Genomic DNA, 18,932 nt, shown 5'->3' with positions numbered 1-18,932 from the left:
CACCCCGCCGGCCGCCATTCGGTTGTGCGGCGCCCTCCACTCCCACTTGTTGGAATACACGCATGGCTTCGTATCGCATCTATTCCCTCGCGCTCGCGCTCGGCCTTTGCGCCACCGCTTCCGCCGCCCCCGACGCGCCGCCGCTGGCGCAATGGATCAAGCAGGCCGAGACCATCCTGCGCGGCGACACCTCGGCCGCCATCATGAATATGAAGATCAAGAAGGAAGCCTACCAGCGCGACTATGACCTGATGGTGCTGACCGATGATCGCAGCGCCTCGAACAAGGTCCTGATCAAGATGCTGGGACCGGCGCTGTGGCGCGGCAATGCCACGGTCAAGGTGGACGACAAGATCAGCTTCTATGACCCGCGCAACAGCAGGGTCACCGTGATGGGCAGCTCCATGCTGGGCGATAGCTGGATGGGCAGCCATTTCAGCAACGACGATCTGATGCGCGAAACGGATCTGTCGCGCCACTACGAGTATGAGTTGCTGCAGCAGCAGGCCGGCCAGGAAGAAGGACTGGGCGCGGTCAAGCGCTATACCGTCAAGTTGAGCCCCAAGCCGACGGCGCCGGTGGCCTGGGGCAAGGTGATCTACCAACTCTATCTGGATAACCAGCAGCAAGCCTATCCACGCCAGCTCGACTACTTCCAGCGCGCCGACGATGCGCAGGCCGCCCGCAGCCTGGTCTATTCCGAGCTGAAGGCGATGGACGGCAAGACCGTGCCCACGCGTCTCACCATGCGGGTGCCTGCCAAGGCCGGCGAATTCACCGAGATCGAATATCGCAAGCTCAAATTCAACGTGAAGGTGTCCGCCGACAATTTCGGCGAACGCGCCTTGCAGTAGGAGAGACGGGATGAACGCCATCGCCAGGATCGCCTTCCGCAACCTGGGCCGCAACCGGCGCCGCACGCTGATCACCGGGGCCGGTATCGCCCTGGGGGTGGGCATGTGTATCGCCGTGCTGGGCATCATGGAGGGACTAAGCGCCGAATTGATCAACGGCACCACCGACGGCCAGCTGGGCCATATCCAGGTCCACCATCCCGATTACCTCGGTCGCCGCCAATTGCTGAAGACCGTGTCGGAAGCGCCGGCGGTAAGCCAGCGCATCGCCTCGCAAGCCGGTGTCGAAGCGGTCAGCGGCCGGCTGTATGGCTGGGCCTATCTCAGTTTCCGGCAACGCGCCGTCGGTGTGCAGCTGCTGGGCGTGGAGCCGGGCGCGGAAGGGCGGGTCACCCGCTTGCCGCGCCAGATCGTCGCCGGCAATTTCCTGCCGCCGGCCGCCACCCCGTGGCCGGCCAGCCATCAGTTGAGCGCGGCCCAGCAGGCGCACGACAAGGCGCTGACCGAACAGGCCATCGCCAATGCGTTCGACCAGCTGGAGCGCCTGGATGGCGGCAAGGAGACCGCCGCACCCGCCGGATTGGCTGCGCAGACCCAGGCCATCGTCGAGCAGATCGCACCATCGCCCAGCCAGCCGCCGGCCGTGGTGTTGGGTAGCAAGCTGGCCAGCAATCTGGGCGCCAGGCCGGGCGACCTGGTGACGCTCTTGTATGAAAACGCCCAGGGCGCGCAATTGTCGCTCATGGTCAAGGTAGTCGGCATCAGCCGCACCGGCACCGACCTGCTGGATCGCACCCGTACCCTGCTGCACCTGGCCGATCTGCAGCAGATGCTGGGCTTGCCGGGGCAGGTGCATGAGCTGGCCATCCGGGCGCGGCAACCGCAACAGGCGCAAGCCTTGGCCGGCCAGCTACAGCAACTGCTGAAGGATGGCCAGCCCTTGGCGGTACAGGATTGGTCGGCGCTGCGGCCGGATATCCTGGCCCTGATCACCTCCAATCGGATGCTGATGGGCAGCCTGGTCTTCATTGTCTTTCTGATCGCCGGCAGCGGCGTGCTCAACACCATGCTGATGAGCGTGCTGGAGCGACAGAAGGAGCTGAGCATGATGAAGGCACTGGGCTTGTCGGCGCCCGGCGTCACCGCGCTGGTGCTGCTGGAAACCCTGGCGCTGACCTTGCTGGCTTCGCTGACCGGCCTGTTGTTGGGGCTGGGCCTGATTCTCTATTTGCAGCAGGTCGGCTGGGATATCCGCCATTTCGGCGAATTCAGCTTGTCCGGCGTGGAAGTGGCGCCGGTCCTGCGGGCCCGCCTGACCGCCGGCGGCTTGTTGATTCCCTTGCTGGCCATGTGGGTCATTTCCCTCCTGGCGGCATTGCATCCGGCCATCCGGGCGGCGCGTATTTCGCCGGCACTGGGCATGAGGGCAGCATGACACTCGAACGCAAACTCGCCATCCGCAATCTGCTGCGCAATCGGCAGCGCAGCCTGCTGACCTCGGTCATGATCATCGTCACGGTCAGCCTGATGATTTTGTTCCAGGGCCTCTCCGACGGTGGCCATCGGGCCATGGTCGATATCGGTATCAAGATGGGCCTGGGCCATGTGCTGGTCTATCAGCGCGGCTATAACGACGATCCCGCGCTGGATAGACTGATGCGCGATTCGGTCGCCACCGTCGAAAAATTGCGGGCCACCGTACCGGAAGTGCAGACCGTGGTGCGGCGCCTGCATCTGAACGGCCTGATCCAGGCCGGCGCCAATGGCGTACCCATCACCCTGTCCGGGGTGGAGCCGGCGGCCGAGCAACGGGTATCGCGCATCGCCGACCGCAAGTCCATCGTGTCCGGCCTGAGCCTGGCCGATCTGCCGCCACGGCAGGCCAGGCACGCACTGCCGGGCATCGTGATCGGCCAGCAATTGGCCGGTAATCTGGAAGTGGGGGTGGGCGACCGGGTGACGCTCAGCGTCAAACCGAAGAACGGTTCCGATCTATCGCGCGAAGCCTTCCAGGTTACCGGCATCTTCAAGACCGGCATGCAGGAGCTGGACGCTTTCTGGGCTGAACTAGACCTGGCCGATGCCCAGCGGCTGGCGCGGCTGGACGGGGAAGTCAGCATGCTGGCGCTCTATCTGGAGGATGTCGAGCAGGTCGGCGCGCTGGCGGCCAGGCTGGCCGGCGAGCTACCCGCCAGCCAATACGAGGTGCTGCGCTGGGACCAGGTGGCGCCGGAACTGCACTCGGCGGTGACGCTGGACGCGGCCGGCATGTATCTGCTGATGGTCATCGTCTTTGTCGTGGTGGCCGCCGCCATCCTCAACACCATCCTGATCTCGGTGATGAAGCGCACCCGTGAATTCGGGGTGATGCTGGCCCTGGGCGCCAGTCCCGGCCTGGTCGTGCGGGTGGTGTTCTGGGAGGCCTTGTTCCTCGCGCTGTTCTGCATCGCGGTGGGGGCGACCCTGGGCCTGGCCGGCCACTACCACTTCGCCACCGAGGGGCTGAATTTCCGGGAGGTGTTCGGCACTACCCTGGAGGCCGGCGGCGTGTTGCTGCCCGACCGCTTCTATTCGTTTATCTATCCCGGCAAGCTGCTGTTCAGCCTGATCTTCGTGCTGCTGCTGACCCTGCTGGTAACCATCTATCCGGCCGTCAAGGCCAGCCGGCTCGCGCCGGTGGAGGCAACCCGATATGGCTGACAAGGGCACAACTATGGCAACGACAAGCGTGATAAGGCTGGAGCAGGTCAACAAGGTATTCGAGCTGAAAAAGCAGCGCTTCCATGCGCTGAAGAATATCGACTTGACGGTGGAGGCCAGCGAGTTCGTGGTGATTGCCGGGCCGTCCGGCTCGGGCAAGACCACCTTGCTGAACCTGATCGGATTGTTGGACCAGCCCAGTTCGGGACGGTTGTTCTTCAACGGCCGCGACCTGTCGGGCAGCTCCAGCACCGAACTGGCGCAGCTGCGCCGTGACCAGATCGGCTTCGTGTTCCAGGCCTATAACCTGATGCCGGTGCTGACCGCCCTGGAAAATACCGAGATGGTCATGGAGTTTCGCGGCATGGCGCGCGACAAGCGCCGGGAGGCGGCCGCCAAGACCCTGAAGGCATTGGGTTTGGGCGAGCTGATGCAGCGTTATCCGGACCAGCTCAGCGGCGGCCAGCAGCAGCGGGTAGCCGTGGCACGGGCGGTGGCCGGCGAACCCATGTTGGTGATCGCCGACGAGCCCACCGCCAACCTCGATTCGCGTACCGCCGAAAGCCTGATGGACCTGATGGCCCAGCTGAATCGCGAACATGGCATCACCTTTATCTTCAGTTCGCACGATCCCCGCGTGATCTCGCGCGCCAAACGGGTGATATCGCTGCGCGACGGCGGCATCGTCGCGGTGGCCGCGCAGGCCGCCGAATACAGCCATGCCGGCTGAGCCGGGCCGCCGCGGTCGCGGTATCTGCTGCACGGCCCTGGCGCTCGCTGTTTTCTGGAGCGGCAGTGCCATGGCCGAGGAGGAACTGTTCGCCGAGGAATTGGGAAGCCGCGAGGGTCGCCTGGGGGGGGTACTGAAGCTGGGTACCACCCTGGTGGATCAGCCGGAGCAGGACCGCGCTTTCCTCAGCAGCGGTTTTGCCCGCCTGACTTATGAGCAGCCGGTGGCCGAAACCGGCAAGCTGGTGGCGCATGGACAGCTGGATTTTCTGGCGGCGACGCGGTCCGACTTATACCGGACCATGGCCAGCCAGCCAGGACCGGTGGATCGTTCGCTGACACTGCACCGCCGCTTGGACCATGGCGGCCAGCATCGGGTGTCGGTGGGTTTCGATTGGCTCTATTACCAACACGATTGGCAAGGCGGCCGCCTGACCCTGGGTCGTCAGCCGGTCAGTCTGACCTTGGGCCGGATCTGGTCGCCGGCCGACCAGCTGGCGCCCTTCCAACCCGCCGACCTGGAGCGCCTGTACAAGCCCGGCGTGGACGGCCTGCGGCTGACCGTGTTCACCAATCCGCAACTCACCTTGAATAGCATCGTCACCTCGGCCAAGACGGCCGACGGTAGCCACGCCAATTTCCTGCAGACCTTCGATTGGGCCGGCGACGCGAGCAAGTCCATGCTGCTGCTGGCTTACCGCGACGGCCAGACCAGCCTGGCGCTGGGCCGGCAGCAAAACGATGCGGTGGCCGGCGCCGACCTCTATGGCGAGTTGGCCGCCACCTGGCTGGACGGCCGCGGCGAGCGCCTGTGGCAGCGCAAGCGGGTGGTGCGGGCGGTAGTGGGCCTCAATCGCAAGGTGGCGGAGAACACCGTGCTGAACCTGGAATATTTCTACCAGTCGTTCGGCGAAACCGAACCTGCCCGCTACGCCGAGTTCGAGCGCCGCGCCGCGGCGACCGATCTGCCGGCCATGGGCATCGGCCGGCATAAGCTGGGCGTTGCCCTGTCACGCCAGATCTCGACCGTGCTGAATGTGGAAGGGCAGTGGCAATGGAATCTGAATGACCACAGCAGCGCCTTGTCCGGCCTGCTCAAGTATTCGCTGCAAAAAGACCTGGAATTGCGTGCCGCCTTCAGCCAGTCGCTGGGCGGAAAGCGGCGCGAGGGGGAGTACCGGCGCGAGGCGAATGCCTGGCAGCTGGGATTGTTTTACTACTGGTAGAAAGCGCCGCCCATGCGCGGCGCGACAGCTCATCAACAGGAGGCGCCATGCGGCTGAACACACTAAAAAAACTGGTATTCGACAAGAATATTTTTGGCTTTCTTGGCCTTACCGGCAATATCAATCAGCTGTACAAGACCAGCTTCGCCACCGCCGCCAGTTCCTGTGGCCTGCTCGACTATCTGCAAGCCAGGCCCCGCACGCTGACCGATATCCAGCTCAGGCTGGCCACCGACCATAGCCAGCAGGCCGGCCTGGAAGCCTGGCTGGGCTGCGGCGTGCGTTTCGGCGAACTGCGTTTGAAGAATGGCTACTACGAACTGAAGGGCAAGTTGTCGCGCTCGCTGGCCCGGCCGCGCAACGAGATCGCCGCCGCCACCTTGGAGGAGGTGGTGCGCTATCACTATGACGCCCTGCTCAATGCCCCCAGCCGCTTGCGCAGCGGCCACAAGTACAGCCTGGCGGACCAGGACGGCGAGTTGATCGCCCGTTCCTCGCGCATCCTCGAACCCTTTGTCGAGGAAGCCATCGATTGGGCTTTGCAGACAGGCAAGGTCGGCAGTGTGCTGGAGGTGGGCTTCGGTTCCGGCTACTACCTGAAGTACCTGCTGCAATCCAATCCGCAGTTGCGCATCCAGGCCATCGACTACCAGCAGGAAGTCGTGGATGCCGCCGGCGTCAATCTGCGGCGCTGGGGGCTGGCCGACCAGGTCGAGCTGAGCTGCTGCGACGTAATGGAATTCGCCGCGACCGGCCGTTACGACCTGATTACCCTGCACAACAATATCTATTACTTCCCGCTGGCGATGCGCATGCCCCTGCTGCGCCACCTGCACGGCATGCTGGCGCCCGGCGGGCAATTGCTGCTGACCACCAGCTGCCGCGGCGGCAGCCCGGCCATTGCGGCCCTGAATCTCTGGTGGTCGCTGTCGGATGTGGCCGGCGCGCTACCGGACAAGGATGACTTGGTGAACATGCTGCAACAGGCCGGTTTTGCCCAGGTGGAAGCCAGGCAGATGTTGCCGGGCGAGAGCTACTACGGCGTATTGGCCAAAACGGATAACAAAATTCAATAAGGTACGGCCGGGAGCCCGCTTCAGCGGGCCCTGGACTAACGAGTAGGAGGAGCAATGAAGTCGCAATTGGAATCCGTGATCAGCCTCGCGCCGGTCCAGCAGTGGGTGGTCGATTTCGCCGGGGGGACCGACCTTTCGATCCAGCAGGTCGGCGGCAAGGCCTTTAATCTGATCCGTCTGAAGCAGCACGGCTTTGCCGTGCCGGACGGCTTTTGCATCAATACCGATGCCTACCAGTACTTCATCAAGGAGACCGGGCTAGGCCAGGATATCTACAACCTGCTGCAACTGGGCGGTGACACCGTCTATGCCAAGATCGCCGCCTTGATACGCGGTACCGCCATGCCCGAGCCCTTGGCCGAGGCCATCACGCAGGCCTACCACCGGCTGGGCGCCGAAGCGGTGGCGGTGCGCTCGTCCGGGGTGGACGAGGATAGCGCCGAGTATTCCTTCGCCGGCCAGCACGACACCTTCCTGAATATCGGCCAGGCCAAGGCCATGCTCGACAGCGTGCGCGCTTGCTGGGCATCGATGTGGAACCACAGCGCGCTGGTCTATCGGGCCAGGCAGATGGACCATGCCACGCCGCAAGCCATCGGCGTGGTGGTGCAGCAGATGATCAACGGCGATACCTCCGGGGTGGCTTTCAGCGAGAACCCCGTGTTGGGCCAGACCGACCAGATGTTGATCGAAGCGTGCATCGGCCTGGGCGAAGGCCTGGTTTCGGGCCGGGTGGTATCGGATAGCTATCTGCTGGAAAAAACACCGCTGCGGCTGCGCAGTTGCCAGATCAACCACAAGCCCACCGCCCTGCTGCGCGGCGCGGGCGGTGAAACCGAGGAGCGCGAACTCGATGCGGCGCGCGCCGGCCAGCCGGCCTTGAGCGAGCCGCTGGTGCTGGAGCTGGCCAGCCAGATCATGCAGGTGGAGCGGCTCTACGGATGTCCGCAGGATATCGAGTGGGCCTGCCTGGGCGAGCGTTTCTATTTGTTGCAAAGCCGGCCCATCACCACCTTGCCGCCGGTCGGCGACAATGGCTCGCCTCACGTGGGGCAGCCCGACGAGGAGGTTGCGGATCGCATCCTGTGGTCGCGCATGGATATCGGTGAAATCTTTACCGGCCGCATGACGCCGCTGGGCATCTCCTTCGCCAAGTACTACCAGTACAAGGTCCATCGCGACTGCGGCATCGGACTGGGTTTGCTCGACCTGGGCAAGCAGGACGAATACATGGGCTATTACAAAGGCCATGTCTATCTGAACGTCGCCTACACCGCCTACCTGCTGGCGCAGACGCCGCCGGGCCTGGATCAGTCGGTCTTTATCAAGCGCTTTTCCAGCGCCGAGGTCGATGTCGAGCAATACCTCAATCCCTATGGCGAAAGCCATCGGCACGAGCGGCATACGCCGATCAAGACCCATCTGTACTGGCTGGCCAAGACGGTGCAGGAATTCTTCGGCGCCAAACGGCGGGCCCAGGCCATGGTGGCCTCGCGCTATCAGGAGTACGACCGCGCCCTGGCCCAGGACCTGACCAGGCTGAGCATGGTCGAATTGCGCGAAGAAATGACGCATTGCCTGGAGTACTTCAAGGCCATGCATGTTGGCTACATGCCCTTCTATATCAATGCCTTCGGGCTCTATGGCGTGCTGGAGGAACTGTGCCACGCCTGGCTGCCACAGGAGGGCAAACATCTGCAGAATCGGCTCAAGGGCGATATGTCCAATCTGCGCACCGTGGAGTCGGCCCGCGATATCTGGCGGCTATGCCAGGCGCTGGACAAGTACCCCGAGGTCAAGACCCTCTTCATGCTGCAGGCCGATATCGGCCGCATCGCGACGGCCTTGCCGGCTTCCGCGCAGGGACGGGACTACCTGGCGCGCGAGCTGGAACCCTTTATGCGCGAAAACGGGGTACGTGGCCGCGAAGAAATGGAGCTGAGCTATCCGCGCTGGGTAGATGATCCGACCTATGTGCTGCAGATGATCAAGACCTATCTGCAGCAAGGCTACGAGGTTGAAAACAAGCTGAAGTCGTCCGGCCATTCGCGCGGCATCGATACCGACCGGCTACTGGACGGCCTGCCCTGGTACAAGCGCGGCGTCGTGAAGACGGTGATACGCATGTACAGCGCCTGCAGCCGCATGCGCGAGGAAACCCGCATGAGCATGATCACCTCGATCTGGCTGCTGCGGCGCATGGTCTACGAACTGGGCCGCCGGCTGACCGAGCAGGGCGTGCTCAAGCATATCGACGAAATCGCCTATCTGGATTTCTCCGATCTGCTGCTGCATGCCAACGACTACGAGGACGCAGCCAGCCTGTTCAGCCGCAACAAGATCGAGCAGGCGCGCCGCCAGCATTACACCTACCTGGACCAGGCCGAGCCGCCGCTGACCTTTATCGGCAGCGCCCACAGCGCCGTGCCGGTCAAGCCCCCCATGGCCGGCGAGCATCTGCAAGGTTTGGGCACATCCAGTGGACGGGTATCCGGCCGCGCCAGGCTGATTACCGACCTGCGCCGCGAGGCCGGCCAGTTGCAAAAGGGCGAGCTGATCGTGGCGCGCTTTACCGACGCCTCCTGGACACCGCTGTTTGCGCTGGCGCGCGGCGTGGTGACCGATGTGGGTTCCATGCTGTCGCACAGTTCCATCGTCGCGCGCGAGTTCGGCATCCCATCGGTGGTCAATACCAAGCTGGCCACCGTACTGATCAAGACAGGCGACTGGATCACCATCGACGGTGATAGCGGCGTCATCACCATCGAAACCGAACGGGAGGAGCGCAAGCCATGCTGACCATCATCGACAAAATCAAGCTGAAGGATGCCAGCCACGAGGACGATTTCGTCAAGTGGGTCAAGGAAGTCGATTACCTGGCCTGCCGCGAGCTGCCCAGCGTGGAAACCTTCTGCGTGCATAAGGTCATGCGGGAAGGCGATTGCGACTTTATCGAAATCATCACCGTTACTTCCCTGGCGGACTTTGAAAAAGATATGCGCAGCGCGCCGTTCGCCGCCCTGGTCGAACGCTTTACCCAGATGGCCGATGTCAGCGAGCAGTTGATTTGCGATCCGATCCCGCCTGGCTATCGACGGTAGCGCTGCAGAGTCACCGCGATCCGGCCGGTAACGCCGTGGTTTGCGCAGGCCTGGAATTGACTGGCCTGCGCGACGCCTGGCGGTCCGACGCGTGCGTGACGGCCGGTTTGTCCGGCTGGCTGGCCGCGGACGAGCTGCGGCAGTTCGCGCGCTTCCCGGTGCAGAAGCGCCAGCTGGAGTGGCTGGCCGGCAGGCTTGCCGCCAAGCAGGCCCTGAACCACTACCGCCTGCTATGGGATGCGGCCGCCGAGCCGGACTGGCCGGCGGCCGCCATCCTGCGCCAGGACGATGGCCGCCCCTATGTAGCGGACGCACACACCTATCTCTCCATCAGCCATAACCGCAGTCAGGCGGTGGCGGCGGTGAGCAACTGCCCGGTGGGTATCGATGTGGAATCGTTCGGTGCCCTGCAACTGGGCAGTGTCGCCGACTTGCTGGGCGAAGCGGAGGTGGCGGCGGTAAGGCTGGGGCAGGGCTGCGACGCCAGCCAGGCCCGTACCCTGATCTGGTGCCTGAAGGAAGCGCTGTTCAAGGCCTGCGGCCGGCGCGCTTTCGTGCCGTTCGCGCGCGCGGTGCGGCTGCAGAGTTGGCCTGCCGGGCAGGCGCCCTGCTGGGCGGTGGAGGGCGACAGCCGCGAAATTGCCCGCTGCGACGCGGCCACGCCGACGCCGGCTTGCCGAAACTGGCAGGTCCAGCTGAGCAGCTCGGCATCGAGCGCCCAGGTACTGGTCTATCGCAAGGACCGGCCGGAAGTGGATAAAACCAATGAGTAGGGGAGTGAGTTGTATGAGTTTGAACCGGATTACCACGATGGAGCAGCTGGAAGTCCAATTGGGCGATCCAGCCGTATTGGATGGCAGCCTGCATTTCGTTCTCAGCCACGAGTACGATGAAGCGGAACGATTTCCGCAAGCCCATATTGAAACGCTGCGCACGCTGGGTTGCTTCCAGTATTTCATCCCCGCGCGGCTGGGCGGCCAATTGGCCGAATTCGAACAGCTGGCCTTGCTCTGCCGGGTGATTGCCCGTCGCGACCTGAGTACCGCCATCGCCTTTGGGCAGACTTTTCTGGGCGCCCTGCCGGTATGGTTGGCCGGCAATACCCAGCAACAGGAAACGCTGGCGGCCCAACTGCGGGAAGGTGGTCTAGGTTGCCTGGCCTTGACGGAAAAAGCCCACGGCAGCGATATCTTCGCCACCGAACTGATGGCCCGCCAGTCGGGCGAGCATCTCTACCTGACCGGCAACAAATGGTTGATCAACAACGCCAACAAGGGCGTCTCGGTCACCGTACTGGCCAAGCGGCTGCCGCCCGGTGGATCGCCCGAGCTTTGCCTCCTGTACCTGCCCAAGGCAGACCTGAACCCCCGCCATTGGCAGGCGACCGGCAAGATCCGCACACACGGTATCCGGGGTGCCGATATCAGCGGACTGGAATTCCGCGATTGCAAGGTTGACCCCAACAGCCTGTTGAAAAGCACCGAACCAGCCCTGTTCACCGTGCTGAAAGGCCTGCAGATCTCGCGCATCCTGTGCGCCGGTTTCTCCCTGGGCGCGCTCGACAGCCTGTTCCGCACCACCCTGGGCTTCGCCCGCGAACGGGTCTTGTACGCCCGCGGCATGTTGGAGATTCCCGCCGTACGGGCCAACCTGGCCCAATGCTATAGCCGCATCCTGGTTGCCGACCTGGTGAACCAGCTGGGTTGCCGGGCGATCAGCCAGTTGCCGACCCAACTCAGCTTGTATTCCGCCATCGTCAAGTACCTGGTCCCGACCGAGGCCGAGCAGATCGGGCAGCAGCTGAGCGTGACGCTGGGTGCGCGCCACTATCTGCGCGATGAATACCAGTTCGGCATGTTCCAGAAATTTCTCCGCGACAACCAGGTAGTCAGCCTGTTCGACGGCAGCACCCAGATCAATCTGGGTCTGATTGCCAGCCAACTCAACGCGCTAAGTGCGAATCTGCTGTCCCGCCAGGCCGCCTCCGCCGATCGGGACGCGCTAAACCAGGTGGTAGCGCTGTTCCGCATAGGGGAAAGCTGCAGCGGCTTTCCCGAGCAAGCCCAGCTGGCTTTGAACAATGGCGGTCAGGACGCCGTGATGGCGGCATTCCTGCAATTGATGGCCGATCCGGACGCGACCAGCTTCTCCCCGGAAACGCGCGCACTGACCGTGCAATTGCAGACCAGCCTGTTGCAATTGCTGCGGGAGATCCATGGCCTGGCCCAGCCTCCCAGCGCGGCGATCAACTCGGCCTGCTACCTGGAGCTCGCCAAGCGCTACAGCCGTCTGTTCAGCGGTGCCTGCGCGGTGCTGGCCTGGCATTGCAACGACGCCTCGCAAGCCGCCGAGTTCGCCAGCCCGGCAATACTGCAGGAATACCTGCGCTACCTGCTGGCCGTCCCCCTGACCCCCGCATGCGCGGCCCGCCATGGCGAGATCATCGACATGGCGGTAGCAAAGGTCGATCAACGCTATCTACTTTCGTTCAACGCCATGCATATCCAATCGTAGCGCCAGAGCCGCCATCCCCGCCGCAGCGAGGATGGCGGTTTTTTGGGCGAATCAATATAAGCAAACCGCTTATCGGTTTCTTCATCATTTTCCGGGAACTATTGTTTCCAATCCAAGACACAGTTATTCCGCCAGGACTCGCTATCGCCGTACCCACTAAATAAAAAAAGTAGGAGGAAAGCCATGCGCCAGATTGCCATTCCCTCGCTTTTCCGCGAAGTACTGGGCGAATCCCAGACGCTCGCCGAGATCGTGGCCATCCTGCTTTTCAGTGTGGGTTTGACTGTCCTGCTGTGTTTCCTCAGCCCCGAGGCCTTATTCCGGGTGGACGCCTGGCGCAGTACGCTGGCCATCTTGCTTATTCTCGATATCTTTGCCGGCTGTATCGCCAATTTCAGCTATTCCACCAATCATTACTATGCCCAGCACAGCACGGCCCGGCTGGTGTTTATCGCCATCCATGTCCATTTGCTGGCAATCGCGCTGCTGCTGGATGTCGCCATCGATCACGCCATGCTGGTCTGGGCTTACACCATGCTCGCGGCCCTTGCGGTAAACGCCCTGAAGGGCATGCGCCTGCAACGTTTCGCCGCCGGCTTGCTGCTGGCGCTGGGTGTTGCCATGGTCTTTCTGGCCCCACCCGCACCACAGTTCTTTATGCTGATTTCGGTGCTGTTCATGCTCAAGGTCATGTACAGCTTCGCAGTGGATCATTACGCCCAGCGTGATTGGAGCAGATCATGATCGAAGGCACCATTCGCACCCTGTCGCGACACGACAAAGCCGCCTTTATCGAGGTCATGGACAATGCCTTTCGGCCGGATCCGCTATTCCAGAAACTCTTCGTCGCCGGTCAGCCCCAGGCGGTAGCCGCGCAGCGCAGCCGAACCTTCCTGGGCTTTATGTTCGACATGGCCTGCCTGCTGGGCCAGGAGCGGCGCGGCCTCTTTGTCGGCGACAAATTGCTGGGCTGCTACATTCTGGAGAAATCGGGCGGCAGCCTCGGACGGAAGCTGGCCGGAATTGGGCGGCTATTACGCCGGGTGCTGTTGCTGCCCTGGCGAATTTCCTGGTCGGTATTCGCCTATCTGAATCGCTATATGCGGGCGACCGAACAAGCTAGCCCGCCGCAGCCGCACCGCTATCTCCGCATGATAGGCGTACACGAAAGCGCGCGCGGCAAGGGCATAGGGGGGCAGCTACTCAGCGAAATCGTCCAGCGCGCCGATGCCGACCCATGTAGCGAGGGCTTGGCGCTCGATACCGAGAACCCGGTCAATCTTGAGCTGTATGCCAAATATGATTTCCGGCTCAGCGAGGAAAAGCGGCTGGATGGGCTGACCATCTTCTGCATGGTCCGGCGCAAGCGCGCCGCCCAAGCGCAGGCCAACAATATGAAAACGCCGCCTGGCGGCGGCGCTGCGTAACTAGTCGTTCGGGGTGACGATCTTCAGCGTCTCCGGCACGAAATAGCCTTCGAAACGGGTCGGGCCATCGAACCAGATGCAGAAAGCCTTCATCGCCTGTGAAAGCGACTCCACCGTCATCAACGGTCCGCCGCTTTTCAGTACTACTACGTCCCCTACCTTGATGCTCGCCATTCGTTTCTCCATCGCCACGATTGCAATAAGGAGAATATACGTTGTATGACACTGGTATGCCATAAGGAGCTGCCCGTACTATTTTCGTCAGCTCCGGTTGTGGCTTACAGGCCGCGGGGGAAGATTATCGAGAGCGGCATCCCGGTGCTACGATGCACAAGCGCCGCCTTTTCTCCCCTTCACCCCATGAGTTGCCATGCACATCGCCATCATCAGCTTCGACGGCTTCAATGAACTGGACTCGCTGATCGCACTCGGCGTACTGAATCGGATCAAAAAGCCGGATTGGCGTGTGACCTTCTGTTGCCCCGCCCCGGAAGTCACTTCCATGAACGGCCTGGTCGTGCGTGCGCAATCCACGCTCGAAGATGCGCGATTTGCCGATGTCGTCGTCGTCGGTAGCGGGATACGGACAAGGGAAGTCGTCAATGACCCCGACTTGATGGGGCGCTTGAAGCTCGATCCCGCTCGCCAACTGATTGCCGCCCAGTGTTCCGGCACGCTGATCCTGGCCAAGCTGGGCATTCTGGGCAGCGTTCCGGCTTGCACGGATCTGACCACCAAGCCATGGGTGCAGGAATGCGGCGTGGAAGTGTTGAACCAGCCGTTCTTCGCGCACGGCAATGTCGCCACCGCGGGTGGTTGCATGGCCTCGCCCTACCTGGCCGCCTGGATCATCGCGCGGGTCGAGGGGATGGAAGCCGCGAAGGCTGCGCTTCACTATGTCGCGCCGGTCGGCGAGAAAGAAGCCTATGTGGCCAATGCGCTGGAATACCTCGGACCTTATCTGCCGCAATAAGGCGGATTTATCGCGGGCGCTGCCGCGCTACGCGCACGTATCACCAGAAACCAGGGGTTCGTGCTCAGGCGCTCGTATCCCTCAGGATGGATTTCCCGGAATTGCTCGGTGGGCCGAGGCTCCAACAAACGTTCGATCGTGAAGCCGCCGCCTTCCAGGGCGGCGCTCATATCGTTCAGCGACCGCCGGTAATACGCCATCTTGCCGATATCCCACTCGTCTTCCAGCAGCTCGATCGCGAAATAGTTTCCCGTATTGAATAGCTTCCAATCCATGAATGGATGGTGCGTGGAAAAGACCAGCACGCCATTCGGCTTCAGCACGCGATGGAACTCACGGAATACCGGCTGCCAATCCTTGAGGTAGTGCATGACCAGCGGACAGACCACCAAGTCGAATTCGCCGTCCGCGGCGAAATCCAAGGGACTGGTCAAGCTGGCTTGCAATACCGTGGCACGCCCACCCACCCGCACCCGGGTCAGTGCGACAAACTCCGCATTCAGATCAAGCGCCGTGACGCTAGCGCCTTGCGCCAGTAGGTATTCCGCATACCAGCCCGAACCACAGCCCGCATCCAGCACCTTGGCGCCAGGCAAGGACGGCAGCAGTGAGATGACCGCAGGGCGTTCGTAATGCGCGTTCCAAGGCTTGCTATCGACCACGGCGGCGTATTTCGCGGCCTTGTCGTCGTAGCTCGCGCCAGTGTGTTCGGACATAAACGGCCTATCGGGATAAAGGAGCCTGGCGGCTTGATCCTATCACTCCTTGGTAAGCCTGCGCGGCGGCACCATGCGCACTTAGCAATATCGGTCGACGCCGCAAGAACTGCATTTGTCTGCTAGAACCCAGAATGAACGAAGTTGTATGGCGTGGTCCGGCTTCAACGGCCTCGCTATTCCCATTCCCGCTGCCCGGAGTGCTCAGTATGACTTTGCGGAAAAAATTGATCAGCCTGGTTGTCGGCCTGCTTATCCTGATGCTGTTCCAGGGCATCGTCGGCGTGGTCCGCCTGGCCAGCACCAATGCGCACTTCGCCACCACCTACAACGACCGCGTGGTACCGCTGAAACAGCTGAAAGTCGTGGCCGATATGTATGCGGTCAATATCGTCGATATCACCCACAAGCTCAATCACCAGAGCATCGATTGGGCTGTCGCCAGCAAGAGCTACAGTGAGGCCACCGCCAAGATTATCGAGCAGTGGAAAGCCTATACCTCGACCCACCTCACCAGTGAGGAACGGCAATTGGTCGAACGGGCACAGGCAAGCATGCAAAAAGCCGATGCCTTGGTGAGCAAGCTGGTTGGCCTGATGGGCACCAAGGATGCGGCCGCTATCGATACCATTGCCCGGCAGGAACTCTATCCGGCCATCGATCCGGTCAGCGGGGCTATTTCCGACCTGGTCGAACTGCAATTGCGCGAGGCGAAGATCAGCTTCGATCAGGCTCAAACCGATTACGCCAGCACCCGGTTGACCACGATCGTCACCTTGACCCTGGCCTTGCTGCTGGGCGCGGGCGTAGCGGCCTGGCTGGTGATCGGCATGAACCGCAAGATCGGCGGCCTCAATAGCACCATCCAGCAGGCTCGCGACAACAACGATCTCACGCTGCGGGCCAGCGATGCCGGCAAGGATGAGATAGATAGCATCGCCCGCGCCTACAACGCCTTGGTCGATGATATGCAGCGCCTGGTCCGCAATGTCGCGGGCGCGGTCGGCACCGTCAATCACGAAGCCGAGCAACTGGCCGAATCGACCCAGCAGGTATCGCAAGCCTCCAGCGTGGGCGCCGAAGCGACCAATGCCATGGCGGCAGCGGTGGAGGAAGTCACGGTCAGCATTTCGCATGTCGCCGACAGTGCCCATGAAGCACACGAACTGGGTACCGCCACCCGCGCGCAAGCAGGCAGCAGCGCCGGGCAGATACGCGCCACCCTGGAGCGCATCCAGGCCATCGACGTAGCGGTGGCTTCCGCCGCCGATAAAGTCACCACCTTGGGCCAGGATGCCGCCCGCATCACCTCCGTGGTCAGTGTGATCAAGGATGTCGCGGACCAGACCAACCTGCTGGCACTCAACGCCGCCATCGAAGCCGCCCGCGCAGGTGAGCAGGGGCGCGGCTTTGCCGTGGTGGCCGACGAAGTGCGCAAGCTGGCGGAGCGGACCGCCTCCGCCACCATCGATATCCAGCAAATGGTGCAGCAGATCGGTCAGAACAGTGGCGAAGCGGTCAGCGCCATCTCTTCCACGGTCGATCGGGCCCATGAATGCGCCGGTTTGGCCGCCGAGGCCGGACACTCCATCGACATCATCAGCCGCGATGTGGACGCCAGCGAGCGCGCCGTGGCCAGCATCGCCGAAGCCCTGAACGAGCACAAAGCCGGTACCCAATTGATCGCCCAGCAGGTGGAACGGGTGGCGCAGATCACCGACGAAAACACCGCGGCAGTGGCCGCCATGAGCCAGACCGCTGCTACCTTGGGTAACCTTACCCAGCAGCTACATGCCGAGATCAATCGCTTCCGTTATGAGAAGCGGGGGTGAGGCGGACATGATATTTCGTTCACTTTAGATCGAGGATGCTGCTGACGGACTGTTCCAAGAGGTCGATCAATTCAGGATCCATGTATTTGTATTCGTCAGGGATGTCGAGCACGTGGATGGATGCATGTGAAAGCAGCCGGCCGTACTCCGCAACGAGTCTGGAGTTGTGCTTTTCTTCCATGGCGAAGATGACGTCCGCCCAGCGGATGTCCTCGCTGCTTACGGTATGGCGGGCGCTGGGACTTGTTCCGCCGGAGCGGGTCATCAGGTCGGGATGCTTGCGCCATAGCTGCTCGGCCGTGGGGCTGCGCCATTGATTGCGGCTGCATACGAATAGGATTTTCAGGCGCTCATCGGGGTGAGGCATGGGTTCTTTCCGGAATGTTGGTAGTATTATTGAATTCGATACTCGAAAATTTTCCTGATGAACATGATGTACATTTTTAAGAGCGCATTGGCCAGTATTATTCTAGGCCAATTCAACGCGGCCATTGCCAGTGAGATCATAACCCGGGGTGAATATTATACAGAAAACCAGGAAGGTCCGCCATGGGGTGTACAGGGGTCGCTAATTATAAAAAAACAAAAAACGGAAATTTGAAATTCCAGATCGACACCGTGGGCCCTACTGGGAGCCAATGCGGCGTGGAAGGCATCATAAAAGGTGGCCGCGCCGAGTTGGAAGGCATGGACAAAGAGAAATGTACTGTCGATTTTTCCAACGAGAACGGCGACGTTTTGGTGAGCTCGGATGCCAGTCAGGCGTGTAGTTATTATTGCGGTGCAGGCGCTTACTATAATTTGAAATATCTACGGGCCGCGACTGGTTGTAGTGGTGCAGAAATTGAAGCTGAACTGAATAAGTTCAAGAAGCTTTATGACAAGAAATCCTATGCGACCGCATATTACGTCCTCCAGCCGCTTCTCTTGCGATGCGGAAAAACATTGGACCGGAGGCAATATTTGAATGATTTAGCTATTACACAGTATCATATGGAGGATTATTCCGGTTGTTTAAAAACCTTAAAGCCACTGGAGGCGGATGCACGAAGGACCGATGAGCAGATGAAGGAGTACTATCCGACGTCTGTAGAAGATTATTGGCCGGAAGTGGCAATTGCAACCCGTACGAATCTGAAGCTGTGTACAGATAAATTGAATGGCAGAAGAAAATAGATGTGCGAGCTAATTCATAAACTACACTGGCTGAATATTCCCTCTTGGTGTTTATAGACACTGTTCAGGCTAAATCCGTCACCACCTGTGCGCTATCGTTACGTTTGAATGGCGAGAACTCCGGCGCTTCCTCGTGCTGGATAAATCCAAGCAAGGGGCGGATAACCTGGTTCAGCATCGGCTGGCGATGACGTACCCATACCTGCATGCTTTCGGTTGGCAGCCTGGCCGGGCCTTGGGTTCCAGCGCGGTTCGGCCGAATGAGACACGGCGGCAACCGAATACCAGCGCTTGGTCCAGCGCGGCATGCAGCAGCCGTAAATAGAGCGGAATGCCCCTGCGCGGCGACCTCGCGTTCAAAGCCGATGTGATAGGCAATCGCCGTGTCCCCATCCTTGAGTGTGGCGAAAAAACCGTGGATCTGTTCATCTTTGCGGGCGACATGAATCGCCAGCCGTTCGCTGGCGGCACGGGCCAAGGCCGGCCAATAGCCTTGCTTCAAGGTGAAAGGGCACACTAAGAGTAATTTTGCACATTCTATTTGGATAGGAGCGGAGAGTTGCAAAAACACAATGTCGAGATAAATGTACAAAAAGTCATGCTTTTCC

Annotated in this window: 19 protein-coding genes; 15 read left to right on the top strand and 4 right to left on the bottom strand. The window is 61.4% G+C overall.

Going from position 1 to position 18,932, the window contains the following annotated elements:
• The first annotated feature begins 62 nt into the window (after positions 1-62).
• The 12 genes from FNU76_RS06105 to FNU76_RS06050 all read left to right on the top strand — a co-directional run bounded on the left by FNU76_RS06105 (position 63) and on the right by FNU76_RS06050 (position 13,627).
• The gene (locus tag FNU76_RS06105) at positions 63-854 is read left to right on the top strand and encodes an outer membrane lipoprotein-sorting protein (RefSeq protein ID WP_179958372.1); all 792 of its coding nucleotides are present in this window, start codon (positions 63-65) and stop codon (positions 852-854) included.
• Positions 855-864: 10 nt separating this feature from the next.
• The gene (locus FNU76_RS06100) at positions 865-2,289 is read left to right on the top strand and encodes an ABC transporter permease (RefSeq protein ID WP_143856883.1); all 1,425 of its coding nucleotides are present in this window, start codon (positions 865-867) and stop codon (positions 2,287-2,289) included.
• The gene (locus FNU76_RS06095; protein WP_143856882.1) at positions 2,286-3,554 is read left to right on the top strand and encodes an ABC transporter permease; all 1,269 of its coding nucleotides are present in this window, start codon (positions 2,286-2,288) and stop codon (positions 3,552-3,554) included. Before FNU76_RS06100 ends, FNU76_RS06095 begins: the two co-directional genes overlap by 4 nt.
• Positions 3,555-3,567: 13 nt before the next feature.
• Positions 3,568-4,284, top strand: a complete 717-nt coding sequence (locus FNU76_RS06090; protein WP_143856881.1) for an ABC transporter ATP-binding protein — start codon at positions 3,568-3,570, stop codon at positions 4,282-4,284.
• Positions 4,274-5,509, top strand: coding sequence for a hypothetical protein (locus FNU76_RS06085; protein WP_143856880.1), 1,236 nt, complete (start codon positions 4,274-4,276; stop codon positions 5,507-5,509). The genes FNU76_RS06090 and FNU76_RS06085 overlap by 11 nt, the downstream gene beginning before the upstream one ends.
• Positions 5,510-5,556: 47 nt before the next feature.
• Positions 5,557-6,585: a class I SAM-dependent methyltransferase gene (locus FNU76_RS06080; protein WP_143856879.1), complete on the top strand. Its 1,029-nt coding sequence runs from the start codon at positions 5,557-5,559 to the stop codon at positions 6,583-6,585.
• Between the two features lie 54 nt (positions 6,586-6,639).
• Positions 6,640-9,384, top strand: a complete 2,745-nt coding sequence (locus FNU76_RS06075; protein WP_143856878.1) for a PEP/pyruvate-binding domain-containing protein — start codon at positions 6,640-6,642, stop codon at positions 9,382-9,384.
• A complete protein-coding gene (locus tag FNU76_RS06070; RefSeq protein ID WP_143856877.1) occupies positions 9,378-9,686 on the top strand; it encodes a RedY/HapK family protein in 309 nt (102 codons plus the stop codon). Before FNU76_RS06075 ends, FNU76_RS06070 begins: the two co-directional genes overlap by 7 nt.
• Positions 9,653-10,459 (top strand): 4'-phosphopantetheinyl transferase family protein, encoded by an 807-nt coding sequence (locus FNU76_RS06065; protein ID WP_143856876.1) that lies wholly within the window; start codon positions 9,653-9,655, stop codon positions 10,457-10,459. The genes FNU76_RS06070 and FNU76_RS06065 overlap by 34 nt, the downstream gene beginning before the upstream one ends.
• Before the next feature lie 13 nt (positions 10,460-10,472).
• Positions 10,473-12,200 carry an acyl-CoA dehydrogenase family protein gene (locus tag FNU76_RS06060; RefSeq protein ID WP_179958371.1) on the top strand — a complete coding sequence of 576 codons (1,728 nt, stop codon included), beginning with the start codon at positions 10,473-10,475 and terminating at the stop codon, positions 12,198-12,200.
• Positions 12,201-12,383: 183 nt separating this feature from the next.
• On the top strand, positions 12,384-12,944 hold the full coding sequence (locus FNU76_RS06055) for a hypothetical protein (protein WP_143856874.1): 561 nt from the start codon (positions 12,384-12,386) through the stop codon (positions 12,942-12,944).
• Positions 12,941-13,627, top strand: coding sequence for a GNAT family N-acetyltransferase (locus FNU76_RS06050; RefSeq protein ID WP_143856873.1), 687 nt, complete (start codon positions 12,941-12,943; stop codon positions 13,625-13,627). The genes FNU76_RS06055 and FNU76_RS06050 overlap by 4 nt, the downstream gene beginning before the upstream one ends.
• Here the strand turns inward: FNU76_RS06050 and FNU76_RS06045 are convergent, their stop codons facing one another.
• On the bottom strand, positions 13,628-13,801 hold the full coding sequence (locus FNU76_RS06045; protein ID WP_143856872.1) for a YodC family protein: 174 nt from the start codon (positions 13,799-13,801) through the stop codon (positions 13,628-13,630). It abuts the gene before it with no gap.
• Between the two features lie 196 nt (positions 13,802-13,997).
• Here FNU76_RS06045 and FNU76_RS06040 point away from each other — a divergent pair, with 196 nt between their 5' ends.
• Complete coding sequence (locus FNU76_RS06040; protein WP_143856871.1) at positions 13,998-14,600, top strand: DJ-1/PfpI family protein; 603 nt, start codon at positions 13,998-14,000, stop codon at positions 14,598-14,600.
• Here the strand turns inward: FNU76_RS06040 and FNU76_RS06035 are convergent.
• The gene (locus FNU76_RS06035) at positions 14,585-15,316 is read right to left on the bottom strand and encodes a class I SAM-dependent methyltransferase (RefSeq protein WP_143856870.1); all 732 of its coding nucleotides are present in this window, start codon (positions 15,314-15,316) and stop codon (positions 14,585-14,587) included. The two genes, FNU76_RS06040 and FNU76_RS06035, sit on opposite strands and share 16 nt — an antisense overlap.
• Positions 15,317-15,525: 209 nt before the next feature.
• Here FNU76_RS06035 and FNU76_RS06030 point away from each other — a divergent pair, with 209 nt between their 5' ends.
• A complete protein-coding gene (locus FNU76_RS06030; protein ID WP_179958370.1) occupies positions 15,526-17,148 on the top strand; it encodes a methyl-accepting chemotaxis protein in 1,623 nt (540 codons plus the stop codon).
• 19 nt (positions 17,149-17,167) lie between these two features.
• On the opposite strand, the gene FNU76_RS06025 is transcribed toward FNU76_RS06030, so the two are convergent.
• On the bottom strand, positions 17,168-17,515 hold the full coding sequence (locus tag FNU76_RS06025; protein WP_143856868.1) for a low molecular weight protein tyrosine phosphatase family protein: 348 nt from the start codon (positions 17,513-17,515) through the stop codon (positions 17,168-17,170).
• A gap of 230 nt (positions 17,516-17,745) precedes the next feature.
• Between FNU76_RS06025 and FNU76_RS06020 the strand changes: the two genes are divergently transcribed.
• Positions 17,746-18,324, top strand: coding sequence for a hypothetical protein (locus FNU76_RS06020; protein ID WP_143856867.1), 579 nt, complete (start codon positions 17,746-17,748; stop codon positions 18,322-18,324).
• A gap of 64 nt (positions 18,325-18,388) precedes the next feature.
• Here FNU76_RS06020 and FNU76_RS06015 read toward each other — a convergent pair whose 3' ends face one another.
• Complete coding sequence (locus FNU76_RS06015; protein ID WP_143856866.1) at positions 18,389-18,916, bottom strand: GNAT family N-acetyltransferase; 528 nt, start codon at positions 18,914-18,916, stop codon at positions 18,389-18,391.
• Between the last annotated feature and the right edge of the window lie 16 nt (positions 18,917-18,932).

It is taken from the genome of Chitinimonas arctica, from assembly GCF_007431345.1.
GTDB classification, from domain to species: domain Bacteria; phylum Pseudomonadota; class Gammaproteobacteria; order Burkholderiales; family Chitinimonadaceae; genus Chitinimonas; species Chitinimonas arctica.
Note: the sequence above shows the minus strand (reverse complement) of the source record. Positions and strands in the feature narration are given on the sequence as shown.